This window comes from Mesorhizobium sp. WSM4808 (genome assembly GCF_055811675.1).
This window is the reverse complement of the sequence record NZ_JBVVQX010000006.1, coordinates 121,084-139,195: the sequence shown is the minus strand read 5'-3', so window position 1 is coordinate 139,195 and position 18,112 is coordinate 121,084. Positions and strand designations below refer to the sequence as shown.

At 63.4% G+C, this 18,112-nt stretch carries 11 protein-coding genes; 2 read left to right on the top strand and 9 right to left on the bottom strand.

What is annotated here, in order from left to right:
• Window positions 1-293 precede the first annotated feature (293 nt).
• Window positions 294-2,261, top strand: coding sequence for a M23 family metallopeptidase (locus AC0L2U_RS13050; protein WP_473602000.1), 1,968 nt, complete (start codon window positions 294-296; stop codon window positions 2,259-2,261).
• Window positions 2,262-2,267: 6 nt separating this feature from the next.
• Here the strand turns inward: AC0L2U_RS13050 and AC0L2U_RS13045 are convergent, their stop codons facing one another.
• From AC0L2U_RS13045 to AC0L2U_RS13005, 9 genes are all read right to left on the bottom strand, one after another.
• Window positions 2,268-3,827, bottom strand: a complete 1,560-nt coding sequence (locus tag AC0L2U_RS13045) for an MFS transporter (protein WP_473601999.1) — start codon at window positions 3,825-3,827, stop codon at window positions 2,268-2,270.
• A 221-nt stretch (window positions 3,828-4,048) separates the two neighbouring features.
• Window positions 4,049-5,554, bottom strand: a complete 1,506-nt coding sequence (locus AC0L2U_RS13040) for a L,D-transpeptidase family protein (protein ID WP_473602068.1) — start codon at window positions 5,552-5,554, stop codon at window positions 4,049-4,051.
• 148 nt (window positions 5,555-5,702) lie between these two features.
• Window positions 5,703-6,068: an MmcQ/YjbR family DNA-binding protein gene (locus AC0L2U_RS13035; RefSeq protein ID WP_127322773.1), complete on the bottom strand. Its 366-nt coding sequence runs from the start codon at window positions 6,066-6,068 to the stop codon at window positions 5,703-5,705.
• 116 nt (window positions 6,069-6,184) lie between these two features.
• Window positions 6,185-8,791, bottom strand: a complete 2,607-nt coding sequence (gene clpB, locus AC0L2U_RS13030; protein ID WP_128307976.1) for an ATP-dependent chaperone ClpB — start codon at window positions 8,789-8,791, stop codon at window positions 6,185-6,187.
• Between the two features lie 219 nt (window positions 8,792-9,010).
• Window positions 9,011-9,964: a DUF4167 domain-containing protein gene (locus tag AC0L2U_RS13025; protein ID WP_473601998.1), complete on the bottom strand. Its 954-nt coding sequence runs from the start codon at window positions 9,962-9,964 to the stop codon at window positions 9,011-9,013.
• A gap of 303 nt (window positions 9,965-10,267) precedes the next feature.
• Complete coding sequence (prmC, locus tag AC0L2U_RS13020) at window positions 10,268-11,140, bottom strand: peptide chain release factor N(5)-glutamine methyltransferase (protein WP_292699817.1); 873 nt, start codon at window positions 11,138-11,140, stop codon at window positions 10,268-10,270.
• Window positions 11,133-12,212, bottom strand: a complete 1,080-nt coding sequence (gene prfA, locus AC0L2U_RS13015; protein WP_127266723.1) for a peptide chain release factor 1 — start codon at window positions 12,210-12,212, stop codon at window positions 11,133-11,135. Before prfA ends, prmC begins: the two co-directional genes overlap by 8 nt.
• A gap of 10 nt (window positions 12,213-12,222) precedes the next feature.
• Window positions 12,223-14,493: a phosphoenolpyruvate--protein phosphotransferase gene (gene ptsP, locus AC0L2U_RS13010; protein WP_027038177.1), complete on the bottom strand. Its 2,271-nt coding sequence runs from the start codon at window positions 14,491-14,493 to the stop codon at window positions 12,223-12,225.
• Window positions 14,494-14,576: 83 nt separating this feature from the next.
• On the bottom strand, window positions 14,577-15,830 hold the full coding sequence (locus tag AC0L2U_RS13005) for an aspartate kinase (protein ID WP_013529459.1): 1,254 nt from the start codon (window positions 15,828-15,830) through the stop codon (window positions 14,577-14,579).
• 258 nt (window positions 15,831-16,088) lie between these two features.
• On the opposite strand from AC0L2U_RS13005, the gene AC0L2U_RS13000 reads away from it, so the two are divergent.
• The gene (locus AC0L2U_RS13000; RefSeq protein WP_127809233.1) at window positions 16,089-17,930 is read left to right on the top strand and encodes a CHASE3 domain-containing protein; all 1,842 of its coding nucleotides are present in this window, start codon (window positions 16,089-16,091) and stop codon (window positions 17,928-17,930) included.
• The last annotated feature ends 182 nt before the right edge of the window (window positions 17,931-18,112 follow it).

Below are 18,112 nucleotides of genomic sequence, written 5' to 3'. Positions count from 1 at the left end.
CAGGGAAGGAGCCCTATTGCCGCCGCATTGCCGTTCGACACCAAAGCCAACGAAAGTGGGCGCCGCCGACGGAGCAGCGCCTGTCTTACGAGCCCTCTATATAGGAGTGTGCGATGGGCCTTGCAGAGAAGGTACACCGCCCCGCCTGGTAGAGCGCTCTATAAGAGAAGTGCTTGGGGGCAATTCGTTCGGAGCTTGGCGCTTCGTTGACTTCACCTGCCATGACAGGCAAATGTCACGGCCACAACAAAAGCGACAAGCCGTTCCGCCCGGGGAAGAAGCAGCCTTTCTGGATGCCAGACACGGAAGATGTCATAGCCGAACTCGGCAACGAGCCGCCGCTTATCGCGGATGGCCGCAGCGGCCCGCCCGACCGGCGCGAGGTTTCTGCACGCTGGCTGTCGGGAACATTTCTCACTGGCGTCACCTCAAGCGTGCTGATGGGCGTGGCGCTGTTCGCCGCCCTTGACGGCCGCCAGCAACTGGCCACCCCACCCGAGATCGCCGAGTTGATCAGCCTTGCCGGCAACGGGGATTCCGGCGAAGTCGCCAAGACCACCAGGCTGGTGGCGCCGCGTCAGATCGCAAAGGCCAAGGACCGCCGCCGCATGGAAGTGTCGATGGTCACCAAGGTCGGCGACCGCGACGTCATCCACACCATGCCTTTCGTCCAGATCAAGATGGCCCTTGCCGCCGGCCACACCACCAGCCGCGCCTACCCACCCTTCGACCCGATGCAGGTGTTCGGCGACGACAGCGACGACAATGCCCAGCCGGCGACGGCCTCTGCCGCTTCCGGCCAGATCTACGGCGCCAAGGTCGAAAGCGAGATGAGCCTGAAGACCGTCGATTTTCCGATCGAAACAGCTTCCTTCGACGAAAAGAGCGACCTCTCCGCCGACGAGGTGGAAAAAGTGGTGCGCGAAGCCGGCACCGACCTCAGCGACGGCGCCGTGCAGGTCGCTTCACTTCACTATGTCGACCCGCAGCGATTCGGCGAAGCTTTTGCCGAGAGCATGGCGGGCTCCTACGACGTCAAGATCGTGCCGGAAAATGTGTCGGTGGCGCCCCGTGCCACTGTTGACGACCAGGCGCCGGCTTTCGCCGAGGAAATCATCCCCTTCACCAAGGATCTCGACGTCACCGAGGCTTTTGCCAATTCAGGCTACACGGGTGAAGATGCCACCGGAATGGCCGAAGCTATCGCCAAGTTGCTCAACGCAACAGCGCTCAAAGCTGGAACCGTGCTGCGTGTCGGCCTCGAGGTTCACGGCGATGCCGCCAAGGTCGTGCGCACCAGCGTCTATGACCGGACCCAGCACATCGTCACCATCGCGCTCAACGATCGCGGCCAGTATGTGCCGGCGCAGGAACCGGATCCGAACCCCGAATTGCTGACGGCCTTCGATGATTCGTCGGCGCCCGTGGTGGTGCGCGGCAACCTGCCCAACGTCTATGACGGCATCTACCGCGCCGCCTATTCCTACGGCATGTCCAAGGTGATGACCCAGCGGTTGATCAAGTTGCTGGCGTCCGACGTCGACTTCCAATCCCGCCTCAGCCCCGCCGACCGCATCGAAGTCCTGTTCTCGCAGCCCGACGGTGACGACCAGACCTCGGACAGCTCCGAGCTTCTTTACGTCTCGGCGACGTTCGGCGGCCAGACCCGCAACTTCTACCGCTTCCAGATGCAGGACGGCGGCACCGACTATTTCGATGAGGACGGCTCGAGCGCCGAGCAGTTCCTGTTGCGCAATCCCCTGCCCGCCGGGAAATTCCGCTCCGGTTTCGGCGCCCGCAGGCATCCGATCCTCGGCTATGTCCGCATGCACACCGGCGTCGATTGGTCCGCGCCGATCGGCACGCCGATCATCGCCGCCGGCAACGGCACGGTCGAGAAGGTCGGCTGGGCCGGCGGCTACGGCAAGCAGATCATCATCCGCCATGCCAATGGCTATGAGACATCATACAATCACCAGAGCGCCTTTGCCAAAGGCATCGAACCGGGCGTGCACGTCCGCCAGGGCCAGACCATCGGCTTCCTCGGCCAGACCGGCCTCGCCACCGGCCCGCATCTTCACTACGAGCTGATCGTCAACGGCACCAAGGTTGATCCGATGCGTGTCCGCCTGCCGGTCGGCAAGGTGCTGAAGGGCGATGACCTCGTCGCCTTCAAGCGCGAGCGCGAGCGCATCGACGAACTGCTGAAGCAGGAAGACAGCGATTCGCTGAAGGTTGCGAGCGCCAAGATCGACGGTTGACCCGCTTCAGCCTTGCCGATCTTCGGCCTGTCGCGGCCATGGCAATCGCTCACCGGGAATGGTCGTCCAGGCGATGACAGCCGCAATCAGGCAAAGCAGCGCGGTCACCGAAGAAACCGCGGCAAAAGCGGCATCGCTGGCGGCGAGCCTCGCCGCATCGATGGCCCGCGCAAGCCCGGCTGGCGCCGGTTCACCAAATCCTGGGATGGCGGACGTTGCGCTCGCGTCCAGCGCATTCGCGTAAACCCATGCGGCAAGCGAGCCCATCGCCGCCACCGCGATCAGACCGCCGATGCGTGAGACGGCATTGTTGATGCCGGAGGCGGCCCCCGTGTCCTTGTCTTCCACCGCCGTCATGATCGCGGTCGACAAAGGCGACACGACCAGAGCCATGCCGAGCCCCATCAGCCCCATCAGCGGGAATATTCCGATCCAGAAATTGTGGATACCGGCGTAGGTGAGCAAGGCCAGCCCGGCAAACGCGAAAGCCACGACCAAGCTGCCGCAGGCGATCGGAAAACGGGGTCCGATCCGGTCCGACAGCTTGCCGACCGGTCCCGACAAAAGCGCGATCAATGCCGACAAGGGCAGGAAGATGAAGCCGACCTCGGCCGTGCTCAGATCCCAGCCGGCGATCAGCAGCATCGGCAGATAGAAAAGGTTGGCCGATAGCGCAAAATAGAGGAAGAATGTCGCCACATTGGCGCCGGCGAAAGCACCGACGCGAAACAGGCTGAGGTCGATCATCGGCTCGCGCTGCCGAAGCTCGAAGACGATGAAGACAGCCAGCAGTACAACGCCTGCGGCAATGCTCGGCCCTGCCATGAGGCCCTCGCCGCTGGCGCTCATCGAGGTCAGCCCATAGGCAAGCGCGCCGAAGGCCAATGTCGCGAGCGCTGCACCACCGAGATCCAGGCTGCGTTTCTCCGTCGGCGTATCGGCAGGAACCTTGGCCAGCAGAAGCCAGATCGAGATCAAGCCCAGCGGCAGGTTGATGGCGAAGATCGCCCGCCAGATGCCGTCGCCGAAGGCCGACAGCACGAAACCGCCGAACACCGGGCCAAGTGCCGTGGTCAGCGCTGAAGCCGCCGCCCAGATCCCAATCGCGCGGCCGCGTTCTTTCTTCGGGTAGGCCTTGGCGATGATGGCGAGGCTGCCGGGCACCATGATTGCCGCACCGATGCCCTGCAACGCGCGAAATGCGATCAGCACAATGGCATTCGGCGCCAGCGCACAGGCCAGCGAAGCGACGATGAACAGCGCAATGCCGGACACGAAGGCGCGGCGCAGACCGAATCGGTCGCCGGCGGCACCCCCGGCCAGGATCAGCGCCGACAGCGTCAATGCATAGGCATTGGAAATCCACTGCGCCTCGGCAAGGCTGGCGCCGAGGTTGACGCGAATCGCCGGTGTGGCGATGGCCAGGATCGAGCCGTCTATGAAGCCAAGCGCCGAGGCCAGAATTGCCGCGATCAGCACAAATCGCCGCTGCGACTGCGGACAAAACGTTCCATGCGTGACCGGGCTGGTCAGCGGGACCGCGGCAGCTTTGCTCGGTGAATGCATGAAACCTTGCTTAAACCCCTAGCGCATCGGCAACAACCGGCCAGTGGCTTGCAGTCATTGAAACCAGCCGTTTGGCCAGGGTTGCACCCTGACAGGGTGCAAATGGCACAGTCATGCCAGCCCCGTTACGTGCAGCCGGCGGGGATTTCGATGAGGCGGCCGCTTGAAAGCTCGGCTTCATCCTGATCATGCAGCTGGTCTATGCCGCCGCACTTCCCAGTTCACTGCTGCGCAAGGTTATCGGCTGAAGGTCCGCCGACAAACTCCACCGTGACACCCGGCGAAACCAGCTTGGCCAACTCCCGCGCATCCCAGTTGGTCAGGCGTACGCAGCCATGGCTTTCGGTTTTGCCGATCTTCGACGGATCCGGCGTGCCGTGGATGCCATAGGTCGGCTTGTCCAGGGCGATCCAGACCGAGCCGACGGGACCGTTCGGCCCAGGCGGAATGGTCAGGACTTTGTCGTTCTGGCCCTGCTTGAAATTGATGCTGGGATTGTAGGTGTAGTTCGGATCGAGCGCGACGCGCGACACCGTGTGAATGCCGGACGGTGACGGCGTGTCCGAAGAGCCGATGGTTGCGGGATAGGCCGCGACCAGCCTGCCGCCGGCATCATAGGCGAAAACCTCTTTCTTGTCCTTGTCGGCGACGATGCGGGCCACCGGCGTCGAAACCAGTTTGCCGAAATTGGCGACCTTGATGGTCGTGCCGGGACGATTGAAATCGAGGTCCGGGTTGAGCGCTTTGAGATAATTCTCATCCATGTGGAAGCGCTCTGCGAGCGCCTCGGTCACCGACGTATAGCCCATGCGATCGAGTTGCGCCTTCTGGCTGTAGTCTTCCGGGATCGACGCGACATAGGGACCGGCCGCATCCTCCGCTGTGATCGTGTAGTTGGCGAAGGCATCGCCGCCGGATTGCGCAAGTGCCGCCTGGATGGCGACCGCGTCGGTCGATCGCAGATTGGCGCCGGTGATCTGGTTGTAGGCAGCGAGCGCCTTGTCGACGTTCGAACCGAAACGCCCGTCGATGACGCCAGGCGAAGCGCCACCCCGGTCGAGCAGCACCTGAAGGGCGGCGACATCCTGGCGCGCTCCCAGCGACAGTGCCGGGGCAACAGTGGTCTTGCCGCCAGCCTCTGGTGGCAGAGCTGCCTGATCGGCTGACGTCGCCGGCTGGGCAGGGTCTATCGAGGCCTCGTTCAGCGGCTGGCGCTTGATGGTACCCGGCTTTGCCGGCTGCGGCGCGTCGGGATAATTGTCATCGTAGCTGCCATCGTCCTGCGGTGCCGGCGGATAGGCTTCGACGGCATTGTCCCCATAGGGATCGTACTCGTCCGCCGGCGGCGGGATAACGCGGCCTTCCTCTTCCAACTGCTGGCGCCGGAACCGCGCCATGTCTTCCGGATCGTCGAGATAGTAGCGGTCGTCGCCGTCGGGGGCGCGGCCCAGTTCGCGCAGTCGTGTCTCGCGGCGCAAGGCGCGGCGGTCGAGCCGGGTCTGCGGCGGCTGGATGGCGATGACCTTGCCGGTATCGGCATCGACGATCACGCGGTTGCCCCTGGCGTCGTAGTAGATGTCGAGATTGCCGTCCTGGGCGACAAGGATGCCACCGGTATCGGCGGCACGGACAATCGGTGGTGCGCTGTCCTGCGTCGGGGCTGCGATTGCATTGGCAGACAAAAGCCCGCCGGCAAGTACCGAAAGGGTGAAGATCGTACGCAGCATAGTGGCGAAACTCTCCGGTCCGTAATTGCCGCCGCCCGGCATTGTTCTCTGGCGAAGCCCCTCGTCAGCAAACCAGTTACCCACCATATGGTTCCAACATGAACCGGGCATGAAGATGGCGGTTTTCCAGCGCCTCGAGGAATATAGACTAGCTTGCGGCAAGTCCCAATTCCTTGCGCGCCTGCCTGGTCAGTTTCAGGGCTACAAGGCGATGGCTCTCGCGCAGATAGTCCTTCAGCGCGGCATCATCCATGCTCTGGCTTGTCCGACGCTGGATCCATGTCATGCCGCGCGAGGCAAGATAGGGCGCGGGCCGCAGGCCCGGCTGCTCCTTGAGCACATCATAGGCGATATCGGAACATTTGAAGGTGACGAAGAGCTGCTGGCCCTGGTCCCAGCCGCCAACCGCGAAGACCTTGTTTCCGACCTTCCAGACATGGGCGCCGCCCCATTGGACAACGTGACTCGTCGCGGGCAGCGAGGCGCAGAAGCCGTTGTAGTCGTCCAGCGTCATCCCGCCCCCTTTTTTTTGCGCACGTCGCCCAAAAGTGGCCCCGGTTTTGGGAAAACGACATGCATATGACAAAGACCTAAAACGCCGCGCGTCCGGGAAGGACGCGCGGCGTAGGATCAGGCTGCCACTTCCGCCGCGACGATCGCCGGCTTCGAGCGGAAGTTCAGCCGGTCGGAACCGGCTGTCACCTTGACGGTCGAGCCGTCGAGGATGTCGCCGAGCAGGATCTTCTCCGCCAGCGGGTCCTGCAATTCCTTCTGCATCACCCGCTTCAGCGGCCGCGCGCCATAGGCCGGATCGTAGCCCTTGGCCGCCAGCCAGTCGACCGCCTCCTGGTCCAGCGACAGCGTGATCTTGCGGTCGACAAGCAGGCTCTCCAGCCGCTTGAGCTGGATCTCGACGATGCGGCCCATATCCTGCCGGCGCAGCCGGTGGAACAGGATCACCTCGTCGACGCGGTTGAGGAACTCCGGCCGGAACGACGCCCTGACGACACCCATCACCTCGTCGCGAACCAGATCGACGTCCTGATCCTCGGTGAGATTGACGAGATATTCGGCGCCCAGGTTCGACGTCATGATGATCAGCGTGTTGCGGAAGTCGACCGTGCGGCCCTGCCCGTCGGTCAGGCGGCCGTCATCGAGCACCTGCAACAGCACGTTGAACACATCGGGATGCGCCTTCTCGATCTCGTCGAACAGCACGACCTGATAAGGCCGGCGCCGCACCGCTTCGGTCAACGCGCCGCCTTCCTCATAGCCGACATAGCCGGGAGGTGCGCCGATCAGCCGGGCGACCGAGTGCTTTTCCATGAACTCCGACATATCGATGCGCACCATCGCGCCCTCGTCGTCGAACAGGAAGCTTGCCAGCGCCTTGGTCAGTTCGGTCTTGCCGACGCCCGTCGGCCCGAGGAACATGAACGAGCCGATCGGCCGGTTCGGGTCCTGCAGGCCCGCGCGAGCGCGCCGCACCGCTTTGGAAACAGCCTGCACCGCCTCGCCCTGGCCGACGACACGCTTGCCGATCTCGTCTTCCATGCGCAGCAGCTTGTCGCGCTCGCCCTGCAGCATCTTGTCGACCGGAATGCCGGTCCAGCGCGAGACGATATGGGCCACGTGATCCGGCGTGACCACCTCTTCGACCATGCCGGCCTTGCCGTCCTGGGTTTCGGCCTCTTTCAGCTTCTTTTCCAGTTCCGGGATCTTGCCATAGGCAAGCTCGCCGGCGCGCTGGAATTCACCCTTGCGCTGCGCAATGGCGAGCTCGTTGCGCGCCTCGTCAAGCTGCTTCTTCAGATCGGCGGCCAGCCCGAGCTTCTGCTTCTCCGCCTGCCATTTGGCAGTGATCTCGGTCGATTCCTCCTCGAGGCCGACGAGTTCCTTTTCCAGGCGGGCAAGCCGATCCTTCGAGGCGTCGTCCGTCTCGACCTTCAGCGCCTCGCGTTCGATCTTGAGCTGCATGATGCGGCGATCGATCTCGTCCAGCGCCTCGGGCTTGGAATCGACCTGCATGCGCAGCCGCGATGCGGCTTCGTCGACCAGATCGATCGCCTTGTCCGGCAGGAAGCGATCGGCGATGTAGCGGTTGGACAGCGTCGCCGCCGCCACCAGCGCCGAATCCGAAATGCGCACCTTGTGGTGCTGCTCGTACTTCTCCTTCAGGCCGCGCAGGATCGAGACGGTGTCTTCCACCGTCGGCTCGTCGACGAACACCGGCTGGAAGCGGCGGGCAAGCGCTGCATCCTTCTCGACATGCTTGCGATACTCATCGAGCGTGGTGGCGCCGACGCAGTGCAGCTCGCCGCGCGCCAGCGCCGGCTTCAGAAGGTTCGACGCATCCATGGCGCCATCCGCCTTGCCGGCACCGACCAGGGTGTGCATCTCATCGATGAACAGGATGATGTTGCCGCTGGCCGAGGTGACTTCGGAGAGCACGGCCTTCAGCCGCTCCTCGAACTCGCCGCGATATTTGGCGCCGGCAATCAGCGCGCCCATGTCGAGCGCCATCAATTGCTTATCCTTCAGCGATTCCGGCACGTCGCCATTGACGATGCGCAGCGCCAGGCCTTCGGCGATCGCCGTCTTGCCGACGCCCGGTTCGCCGATCAGCACCGGATTGTTCTTGGTGCGGCGCGACAGCACCTGAATGGTGCGGCGGATCTCGTCGTCACGGCCGATCACGGGGTCCAGCTTGCCGGCACGGGCATCCGCGGTCAGGTCGCGCGCGTATTTCTTCAGCGCGTCGTAGCCCTGTTCGGCACTCGCCGAATCGGCGGTGCGGCCCTTGCGGACGTCATTGATGACCTGGTTGAGCGCCTGCGCGGTGACGCCGGCCTTGGCCAGTATGTCGGCGGTCTTGGCCGACTTCTCCATGGCCAGCGCCTGCAAGAGCCGCTCCACCGTGACAAAGCTGTCGCCGGCTTTCTTGGCCAGTTCCTCGGCGGTCGAAAACGCTTTTGCCAGCGGCTGGGCCAGATAGAGCTGGCCATTGCCGCCCTCGACCTTGGGCATCGCTTCGAGCGCCGTCTCGACGCCAAGCTTGACGTCGCGAACGTTGCCGCCGGCGCGTTCGATCAGCGACGCGGCCAGGCCCTCATCGTCGTCGACGAGCACTTTCAGGATATGCTCAGGGGTGAATTGCTGATGGTTGCGGGAAAGCGCCATAGTCTGCGCGGACTGGATAAAACCGCGCACGCGCTCTGAGTATTTCTCAAGGTTCATATCTGTCTCCTTCCATCACCGGCCCGCTTTGCGGCACCGGATCCGATTGCGGTGACGGACCCGCCCATTCGAGCCGGGTCCAGTTGAGGCTGATATGGTGCACAAGCTCCGAACCCTCAAGACGTCTCGCTATCGGCAACTTCATAATATTGCACGGCCGCCCAAACGAAAACGGCGGAGATTTCTCTCCGCCGTTCAATGCCTTGAAATGCCGTTCGATCAGTTGTCGATATCGACATTGACCGGTTGGGCGTTGCCGCTGTCGACCGGGGCCGCAGCCGCCTCGCCGGCGTTGGCCACGGAATTGGCATTGTCACTACCGCCATCAACCTGATCGGCGTTGACGCGCGGGCGGCGCGGCCGCCTCGGACGACGGGCAGCACCGCTTTCGGCGGCCGCCTCGTTGAGTTCGGCCTGGGCCGCAAGGCCTGCCGGCGAAAGATTCTCGAACGACGGAGCCGGTTCGGCCGGCACTACAGATTCAGTCGGCGAAACGGCTTCGCCCTGAACCGGGGGCTCGTTGCCCTGCGGTTGACCACCTTGCTCCACAGACGAACCAAAGTCGCGCTGGCCGTTCTGGCCATAACCGCCATTGGGGCGACGATCGCGATGGCGCCCGCCATTGTTGTCGCGGCCACCATTGTTGCGCCCGCCATTATTATCACGGGCCTCGCGGCCACCTTCCCGGTTGAGCGCAACCTCGGCCGGCGTCCCTTCGATGACCGGCTGCGGGCCGGCGCCATGGTTGATCACCGGGATCTGGGCATCGGAAACAGTGTTGCTGTTGTTGCTGTTGTTGCTGCCGTTGTCGAAATCGTCGCGGTCCTCGTCGCCGTCATCGTCGAAATCATCGCGATTCTGCTGCGCGTTCTGGATCGGCATCTGCGCCTGTGCGGCCGCGATGATGCGATTGTAGTGCTCGGCGTGCTGGAGATAGTTCTCCGCCATGACCCGGTCGCCGGAGCTGTGAGAATCGCGGGCAAGGGTGGCGTACTTTTCGGCGATCTGCTGAGCCGAACCGCGGATCTTCACATCCGGGCCATTGCTCTCGTAGTTGCGCGTCAGGGGATTAGGCCCCTTGCGGTTGTTGTTGTTATTGTTGTTATTGTTACCACCGCCGCCGCCATTATTGTTGCGACCGCGCATGCGCCTGTTCTGCTGTTGTGGCCTCATCAAACTCTCTTCATTTTGAAATTTTCGAAAAACTCTTCACGAACGGAGGCGCTCATGCAGCCAGCCGTTTCGTCTCTTCACCGGCGTTCGCCCGCATCGATTGCGTTGGCGCCACGTGTCATCCTGTTCCGGTTACATCACTTGCCGGACGATTCCCGCACGAAGCTTGGGCATCGTTTGCGCAAGAAGGCAGCTATTTCCAAGGAAAACCGAATCGCTAAGAGCACTGCCTGCTTCGTCTCATCCGGTTAAGGCGACCCTAGCCGCATTCCCCGGCATTGCCAAGCGCTTTTTTGCACTGCGTCAAGGCTTTATCCTTTCAAAGACAATAACCCTGTCGTTTCGGCCGAGGTCGCGAAAAACACCGCCCGGCATGTAGCCAGCTGCAGCGAATATCTCGCAGACCTCATCGCTTTGCGTATGGCCGATCTCGACCGCAATCCTGCCTTCAGCTTCCAAAAACCTTGCCGCTTGCGCAGCGATGGTTCTGTAGGGGTTCAGACCGTCCGCGCCGCCATCCAGGGCCAGGCGCGGGTCGAAATTGCGGACTTCGTCCTGCAGATTTCCAATGTCTTCCGTGGTTATATAGGGAGGGTTTGCGGCGATTACATGGTACCGGCCGAAAACTTTTTCGAACCAGTCCGACTGCAGCGCCGTGAACCGGTCTGCAAGACCCAGTTTCCCGGCATTACTGGCCGCCGTCGCCAGCGCACCTGCGGACAGATCGACGCCGGTTGCGCTAGCCGTCGGTACGACGCTGAGCAGCGCCAGCGCAATGGCGCCGGTGCCGGTGCCAAGATCGAGGATGCGGCACCCGCCTTCCCGCGCCGCAACTGCCTTGACGAAGGGCAATATCGCCTCGACCAGCGTTTCGGTATCCGGCCGCGGCTCCAGCGTTTCCGGCGACAGCGACAGGCGCAAACCGTAGAATTCACGATAGCCGAGGATGCGATGCACCGGTTCGCCGCCAGCGCGGCGTCTCAGGGCGGCATCGATTTCGGCAACAATGCCGGCGCCGAGCCTGCGTTCAGGGTCCGCAATGGCTTGCGTGCGCGTCGTGCCCGAAAAATGCTCGACGATCAGCCGCGCATCGAGCGCCGGGTCGTCGACAGTGGTGCCAAGCCGGGCCCGCGCTTCCCGCAGCAGCGGGCCGAGTGCGTCGGGCAGGTCAGTCATCGATGCCGATGTCGGCGAGCAATTTCGACTGGTGATCGGCAATCAGCGCGTTGATGATCTCGTCGAGTTCGCCCATCATCACCCGGTCGAGCTTGTAGAGCGTCAAATTGATGCGATGGTCGGTGACGCGGCCTTGCGGGAAATTATAGGTGCGGATGCGCTCCGAGCGGTCACCGGAACCGACCTGCGACTTGCGCGATTCGGAACGCTCCTCGTCGGCCTTGCCGCGCTCCAGATCATAGAGCCGGGCACGCAGGATCTGCATGGCCTTGGCGCGGTTCTGATGCTGCGATTTCTCCGCCTGCACGACCATGATGCCAGTCGGCAGATGAGTGATGCGGACGGCCGAATCGGTGGTGTTGACGTGCTGGCCGCCCGAACCCGAGGCGCGCATCGTGTCGATGCGGATGTCTTCGGCCCTGATGTCGATGTCGACCTCTTCGGCTTCGGGCAGCACCGCGACGGTTGCGGCCGAGGTGTGAATGCGCCCGCTGGCCTCCGTTGCCGGCACACGCTGCACGCGGTGCACGCCGGATTCGAATTTCAGATGCGCAAAGACGCCCTTGCCCGACACCGTGGCGATGATTTCCTTGAAGCCGCCGGCGTCGCCATCGCTGGCCGAGGCGGTTTCGAAACGCCAGCCGCGTTCGGCGGCGTAGCGCTCATACATGCGAAACAGGTCGCCGGCGAACAGCGCGGCCTCGTCACCGCCGGTGCCGGCGCGGATTTCGAGAATGGCGTTCTTGTCGTCGGCGGCATCCCTGGGCAACAGCAGGATCTGGATATCCTTCTGCAACGCCTCGATGCGCTCCTCGATCTCCGGCAGCTCGGCCTCGGCGAGCGCCCGCATCTCGGCATCGGTGCCCTTGTCGGCAAGCATGGCTTCCAGATCGGCCTGTTCACGCTCGGCCAGGCGCAATGCCCTGACCTTGGCGACCATATCCTGGATTTCGGCATATTCGGACGCCATGCGCACATAGGCATCCGGCGCCGGACCAGCCGACATCTGCGCTTCGAGCATCTCGAAACGCTTGACGACTTGATCCATACGATCGCGGGGCAAATTGACCATGATGAGGCTGCTACAATGGGATCGAACGGTCGTCGGCAAAGGCCTGCAGCAGCGCCCGCATCGGCAAGCCCTGTGCCGGAGCCATCAGATTGTCGTCGAAAAACGCCTTCAACTCGTCCAGCGGCAGTTCCGTCAGCATCGCCTTGACCGGACCGATCGAGGCCGGCGACATCGAGATCGAACGGAAACCGAGGCCGATCAGCGCCATCGCCGAGATCGGCTTGCCGGCGAGTTCGCCGCACAGCGTCACCGGCGTATTGTTGCGGACGCCGGCATCGGCGATCTGCTTGAGCACACGCAGGAACGGCGCCGACAGCGTGTCGAAGCGGTTTGCCAATTGCGTGTTGCCACGGTCGACGGCCATGACGAACTGGAACAGGTCGTTCGAACCGACCGAGACGAAATCGACCGCCTTCATCAATTCATCGAGCTGGAACAATAGCGACGGAACTTCCAACATCGCCCCCAGCTTCAGGCTGGTCGGCAAATGATGGGCAAAGCGCGAGAGATGCCGCACCTCGCGGTCGATGATCTCGCGTGCCTGGGCGATCTCGCCCAGCTCGGTCACCATCGGCAGCATCAGCTTCAATTCGCGGCCGCCGCTGGCCTTGAGCAAAGCGCGGATCTGGGTGCGCAACAACCCCGGCCGGTCAAGCGTCAGCCGGATCGCCCGCCAGCCAAGCGCCGGGTTCTCTTCCTGGATCGCACCCTTGAAATAGGGCAGCACCTTGTCGCCGCCAATGTCGATGGTGCGGAAAGTGACCGGCTTGCCGCGCGCCGCTTCGAGCACGTCGCGGTACAGCTTTTCCTGGGCTTCGGCCCGGGGAAATGTCGAGGCGACCATGAATTGAAGTTCGGTGCGGAACAGGCCGATACCGGCCGCGCCCGCTTCGGCAAGCTGCGGCAGGTCGACGGCGAGACCGGCATTCATCAACAGGTCGACCTGGACACCGTCCCTGGTCGTCGACGGCTTCTTGCGCAGCTCGCGGTAGACCTCTTGCCGGCGCGCCCTGAAGCGCACCTTTTCGGCGTAGGCGGCCTCGAGATCGGGCTGCGGCCGCAAATGGATCACGCCCTCTTCGCCGTCGACGATGATGGCATCGCCGTTTTCCGCCATGGAAACGGCGCCCTTCATCTGCCCGGCGACGGGAATGCCCATGGCACGCGCGACTATGACGACGTGACTGGTCGCGGCACCATCCTCGAGCACCAGCCCGCGCATCTTGTCGCGGGGATAATCGAGCAGCTCGGCGGCCCCCATCGAACGGGCAACGATGATGGCATCCTTCGGCAGCGATGCGGCGACATCTTCCGGCCCGCGCCCCATCAGCTGGCGCAGCAGGCGGTTGGCGAGGTCGTCGAAATCGCTCATCCGCTCGCGCAGATAGGGATCGGTCATGTGCAGCATGCGGGCGCGCATGTCGCTCTGCACCTTTTCCACCGCCGCTTCGGCCGTCAGGCCGTTGCGGATGGCCTCTTCCAGCCGCCGCACCCAGCCGCGATCGTTGGCGAACATGCGATAGGCTTCCAACACCTGGCGATGCTCGCCTTCGAAGGCGACGTCGCGGCGTTCCAGCATGTCGTCGATGGACAGCCTGAGCGAGCTGAGTGAGGTTTCGAGCCGGCGGACCTCTTCCTCGCTGTCTTCGTTGAACAGATTGGTGACGACGATGCGCGGCTCGTGCAGCACGACGTGGCCGAGCCCGACGCCTTCATTGAAGGACAGGCCGGTGAAGCTGACAGGACGGCGCAGATCGAGTTCAAGGCCGGGCCGGGTCAGCCGCGCCAGATCGCCGGTGGCGATCATCTCGGCGATCACCATTGCCGTGGTTTCCAGCGCTTCGACCTCGTCGTCGCGGTAATGGCGCATGGTCTTGTTCTGCACCACAAGCACGCCCAGCGTGCGCCCTGCCCGCAGCACCGGCACGCCGAGGAACGAGTTGTAGATCTCTTCCCCGGTCTCCGGCAGATAGGCGAAGGCAGGGTGTTCCTGCGCATTGGAGAGGTTGAGCGGCCGCGCGCTGGCGGCGATCGTGCCGACCAGGCCTTGGCCCAGCCGCAACTGCGCCAAATGGACGGCGTTCGGGTTCAGACCTTCGGTGGCGTAGAGTTCGAGCACCGAATCGGCGCGCAGCACATAGAGCGAGCAGACTTCCGCGACCATGTTGGAGGCGATGTCGCGCACAATCCGGTCAAGCCGCTCCTGCGGCTCCAGCGGCTCCTGCATGAGCTCGCGGAGCCGTTTGAGCAAAACGCGCGGGCCACTGGCCTGATCACGCATCGCGGCTTCTTCTCCAATGGGCATTCTGCCCGCCGCAGTTTCCACCGCGACCGGCGCACACGCAACAACTCAAATCGTTCTCGCTACTGCTTATCCAGACCGTAGACGGAATGCAAAGTACGAACCGCAAGTTCCGTATACGGACCGTCGATCAGGATCGAAATCTTGATCTCGGAGGTCGTGATGGCGCGGATGTTGATCGATTTGTCGGCCAGCGCCTTGAAAGCGGTGGCGGCGACGCCGGCATGGCTCCTCATGCCGATGCCGATGACCGAAACCTTCGACATGCCGGCTTCCGACTGCACGACATCGTAGCCGATCGAAGCCTTGAGGCGTTCAAGCACGGCCAGCGCCTTGTCGACATCGCCCGACGGCACGGTGAAGGTCATGTCGGTGAACTTGCCGTCCTCGGAAATGTTCTGGACGATCATGTCGACATTGATGTTGGCCTCGGCCAGCGGCCCGAAGATGCCGGCGGCAACGCCCGGCCGGTCGCCGACCCGGCGCAGCGAAATCTGCGCTTCATCCTTGGCGTAGGCAATTCCGGTGACGACCTGCTGTTCCACGATCTCTTCCTCGTCGCAAATGAGCGTTCCGGGCGGATTGAGCAAATCCCCCATTCCGGGCGCGTCGGGATCGTCGAAGGACGACCGCACGAAGGTACGCACCCTGTGCACCATGGCAAGCTCGACCGAACGCACCTGCAGAACCTTGGCGCCGAGCGAGGCCATTTCAAGCATTTCCTCGAACGATATCTTGGCCAGCCGCCGCGCCTTGGGCTCGATGCGCGGATCGGTGGTGTAGACCCCGTCGACGTCGGTATAGATGTCGCAGCGATCAGCCTTGACCGCCGCGGCTATGGCGACAGCACTGGTATCGGAGCCGCCGCGGCCGAGCGTGGCGATACGATTGTCCGGGCCGATGCCCTGGAACCCGGCGATCACCGCCACCTGGCCCTCGCCGAAGCGCTTGATCAGGAACGCGCCGTCGATGTCGAGGATGCGCGCCGCTCCATGCGCATTGTCGGTCTTGATCGGGATCTGCCAGCCCTGCCAGGAGCGGGCATGCACGCCCATGTTCTGCAAGGTGATGGCCAGAAGGCCGGCCGTGACCTGCTCGCCGGAAGCGACGACCGCGTCATATTCGCGTGCGTCATGCATCGGCGAGGCCTCACGCGTCCACCCGACCAGTTCATTGGTTTTCCCGGCCATCGCCGAAACGACCACCGCCACCTCATGGCCGGCGTCGACCTCGCGTTTGACGTGACGCGCCACGTTGCGGATGCGGGCGATGTCGGCGACCGAGGTTCCGCCGAATTTCATCACGATGCGCGCCATGGGAGCGAAATGCCTTTGCCTGAAGCCGGATCCCGGCCAAAAGCCGGAATCCCGAAAAGCGGAAGGCCGGCTGACGCCGGCCGCTGAATGCGCGGCCTCCTTAGCCAAATGATGAAGGTTTCGCAAGGCTGGCGGCCGATTGCCGGCGCCAGAAGCCGGCATATTGCCTTCCGCCCCGCCGCCGCCTACGAAATGCAGCCTGCGGGGAATTCTTTTGGTTCGGCATAACAGATGATGATTGCTCGTCTTCGACGTGCCATGCGATGGCAATCGCTCCCGCTTGTCGCCGGCTTCGCCGTGCTGGCGCTGATTGTCGGCAGCCGCGCCATGCTGGTCGAGGAACAGCGGGCCAACCGCGCCGCCGCGCGCGAGGCAATCGAATATCAGCAATTGCTTTCGGGTCTGCTTTCTCTGGCGCAGGAAGCCGAGAGCGGCCAGCGGGGCTACCTGCTGACCGGCGAGAAATCCTATCTCGAACCCTATCGGAGCGCTGTCGGCGCCATTCCGGGCCAACTTGCCCACATCGACAGCTTGACCGCCCCCGACGACCAGCTCGTCCAGCCGATCAACCATATCAAGGACGCGCTTTCGCAAAAGCAGGCTGAACTGGCCGAGACGATTGCCCTGTACGACCAGGGCAATGCGACGAAAGCGCTGGATCTGATTCGCAGCGGCCAGGGCAAGGCCGTGATGGACGAAATCCGGACCAGCATGGATACGGTCCGACGCATCAGCGCCGCAGCCGTCGCCGCGCGCGACGCGCATACCGACCAGGTCGAGGCCTGGCTACGCATCGGTTCGCTGGCGGCGCTGCTGGCGATCTTCCTGCTTGCCGGCTACGCGATCAGGGAATCGCGCCGCCGCTTCCGTGAGGTGGCCGTCGCCCAGGATGAGTTGGTGCGCAAGAACGTCGCCCTCGGTAAGGAGATCGAGACTCGCGAAAAGGCCGAATCCCAGATCCGCCAGATGCACAAGATGGAGGCGGTCGGCCAGCTTACAGGCGGCATCGCCCACGACTTCAACAACATGCTGGCGGTGATCATCAGCGCCATGAACCTCGCCCAGCGCAAGCTGGCGCGCGGCGAGCACGACATCGCACAATTCATCGACGCGGCGATCGATGCCGCGACCCGTGCCGCCAATCTGACGGCCCGGCTGCTCGCCTTCTCGCGCCAGCAGCCGCTGGCGCCGCAGATCGTGGACGCCAACCGTCTGCTGACCGGGATGTCCGACCTGATCCGGCGGGCACTCGGCGAAACCATCCGTATCGAAACGGTGCTGGCGGGAGGCTTGTGGAAAACCCATGCCGACCCGAGCCAGATCGAGAACGCCGTTCTCAACCTGGCCGTCAACGCCCGCGACGCCATGGGCGATGATGGCAAGCTGACCATCGAGACCGCCAACAGCCATCTCGACGACAGCTACGCCGCCGCCCATGCCGAAGTCGCGGCCGGCCAGTATGTGATGATCGCCGTCAGCGATACCGGTTCGGGCATGACCCCCGATGTCATCGCCAAGGCCTTCGAACCCTTCTTCACCACCAAGGCGGTCAACAAGGGCACCGGCCTAGGGTTGAGCCAGGTGTTCGGCTTCGTCAAGCAGTCGGGTGGCCATGTCAACATCTATTCCGAACCCGGCGAAGGCACGACGATCAAGATCTACTTGCCGCGGTATTTCGGCGCCGAAGAGCCGGCCGTGACCACGCGGCGAGGCGACAACACCGCCGCACCGGTCACCGAAACGATCCTTGTCGTCGAGGATGATGCCCGCGTGCGGGTCTCCACGACTGAGGCCATACGAGAACTCGGATACACCGTCATTCATGCAGCGAGCGGCGAGGAAGCGTTGCAGAAACTGGCGGAGAACCCGAACGTCGCCCTGCTGTTCACCGACATCGTCATGCCCGTCATGAACGGCCGCAAGCTGGCGGAAGAGGCCGTTGCCCGCATGCCGCTGCTGAAGGTGATCTTCACCACCGGCTTCACCAGGAACGCGGTGGTCCACAACGGCGTGCTCGACCACGACGTGCATTTCCTCGCCAAGCCCTTCACCATCGAGCAACTGGCGGCGAAACTGCGTGACGTGCTCGGCACGAAGTAGGTCGGCCACTCTGTCAGCCCCTTGGCAGCATCGAAAATTGTTGCCTTGACATTCGCGGCCTCACGCCCGACTTCCTAGCGCATGACCCCGAAATCGAAGTCGATTTCGGAAAGGATCATGCGCAGAATCTAAAGTGCTACAGCGTCCTTTGCGCGTCCAAGAGGACGCGCGGCGCTGTAGTG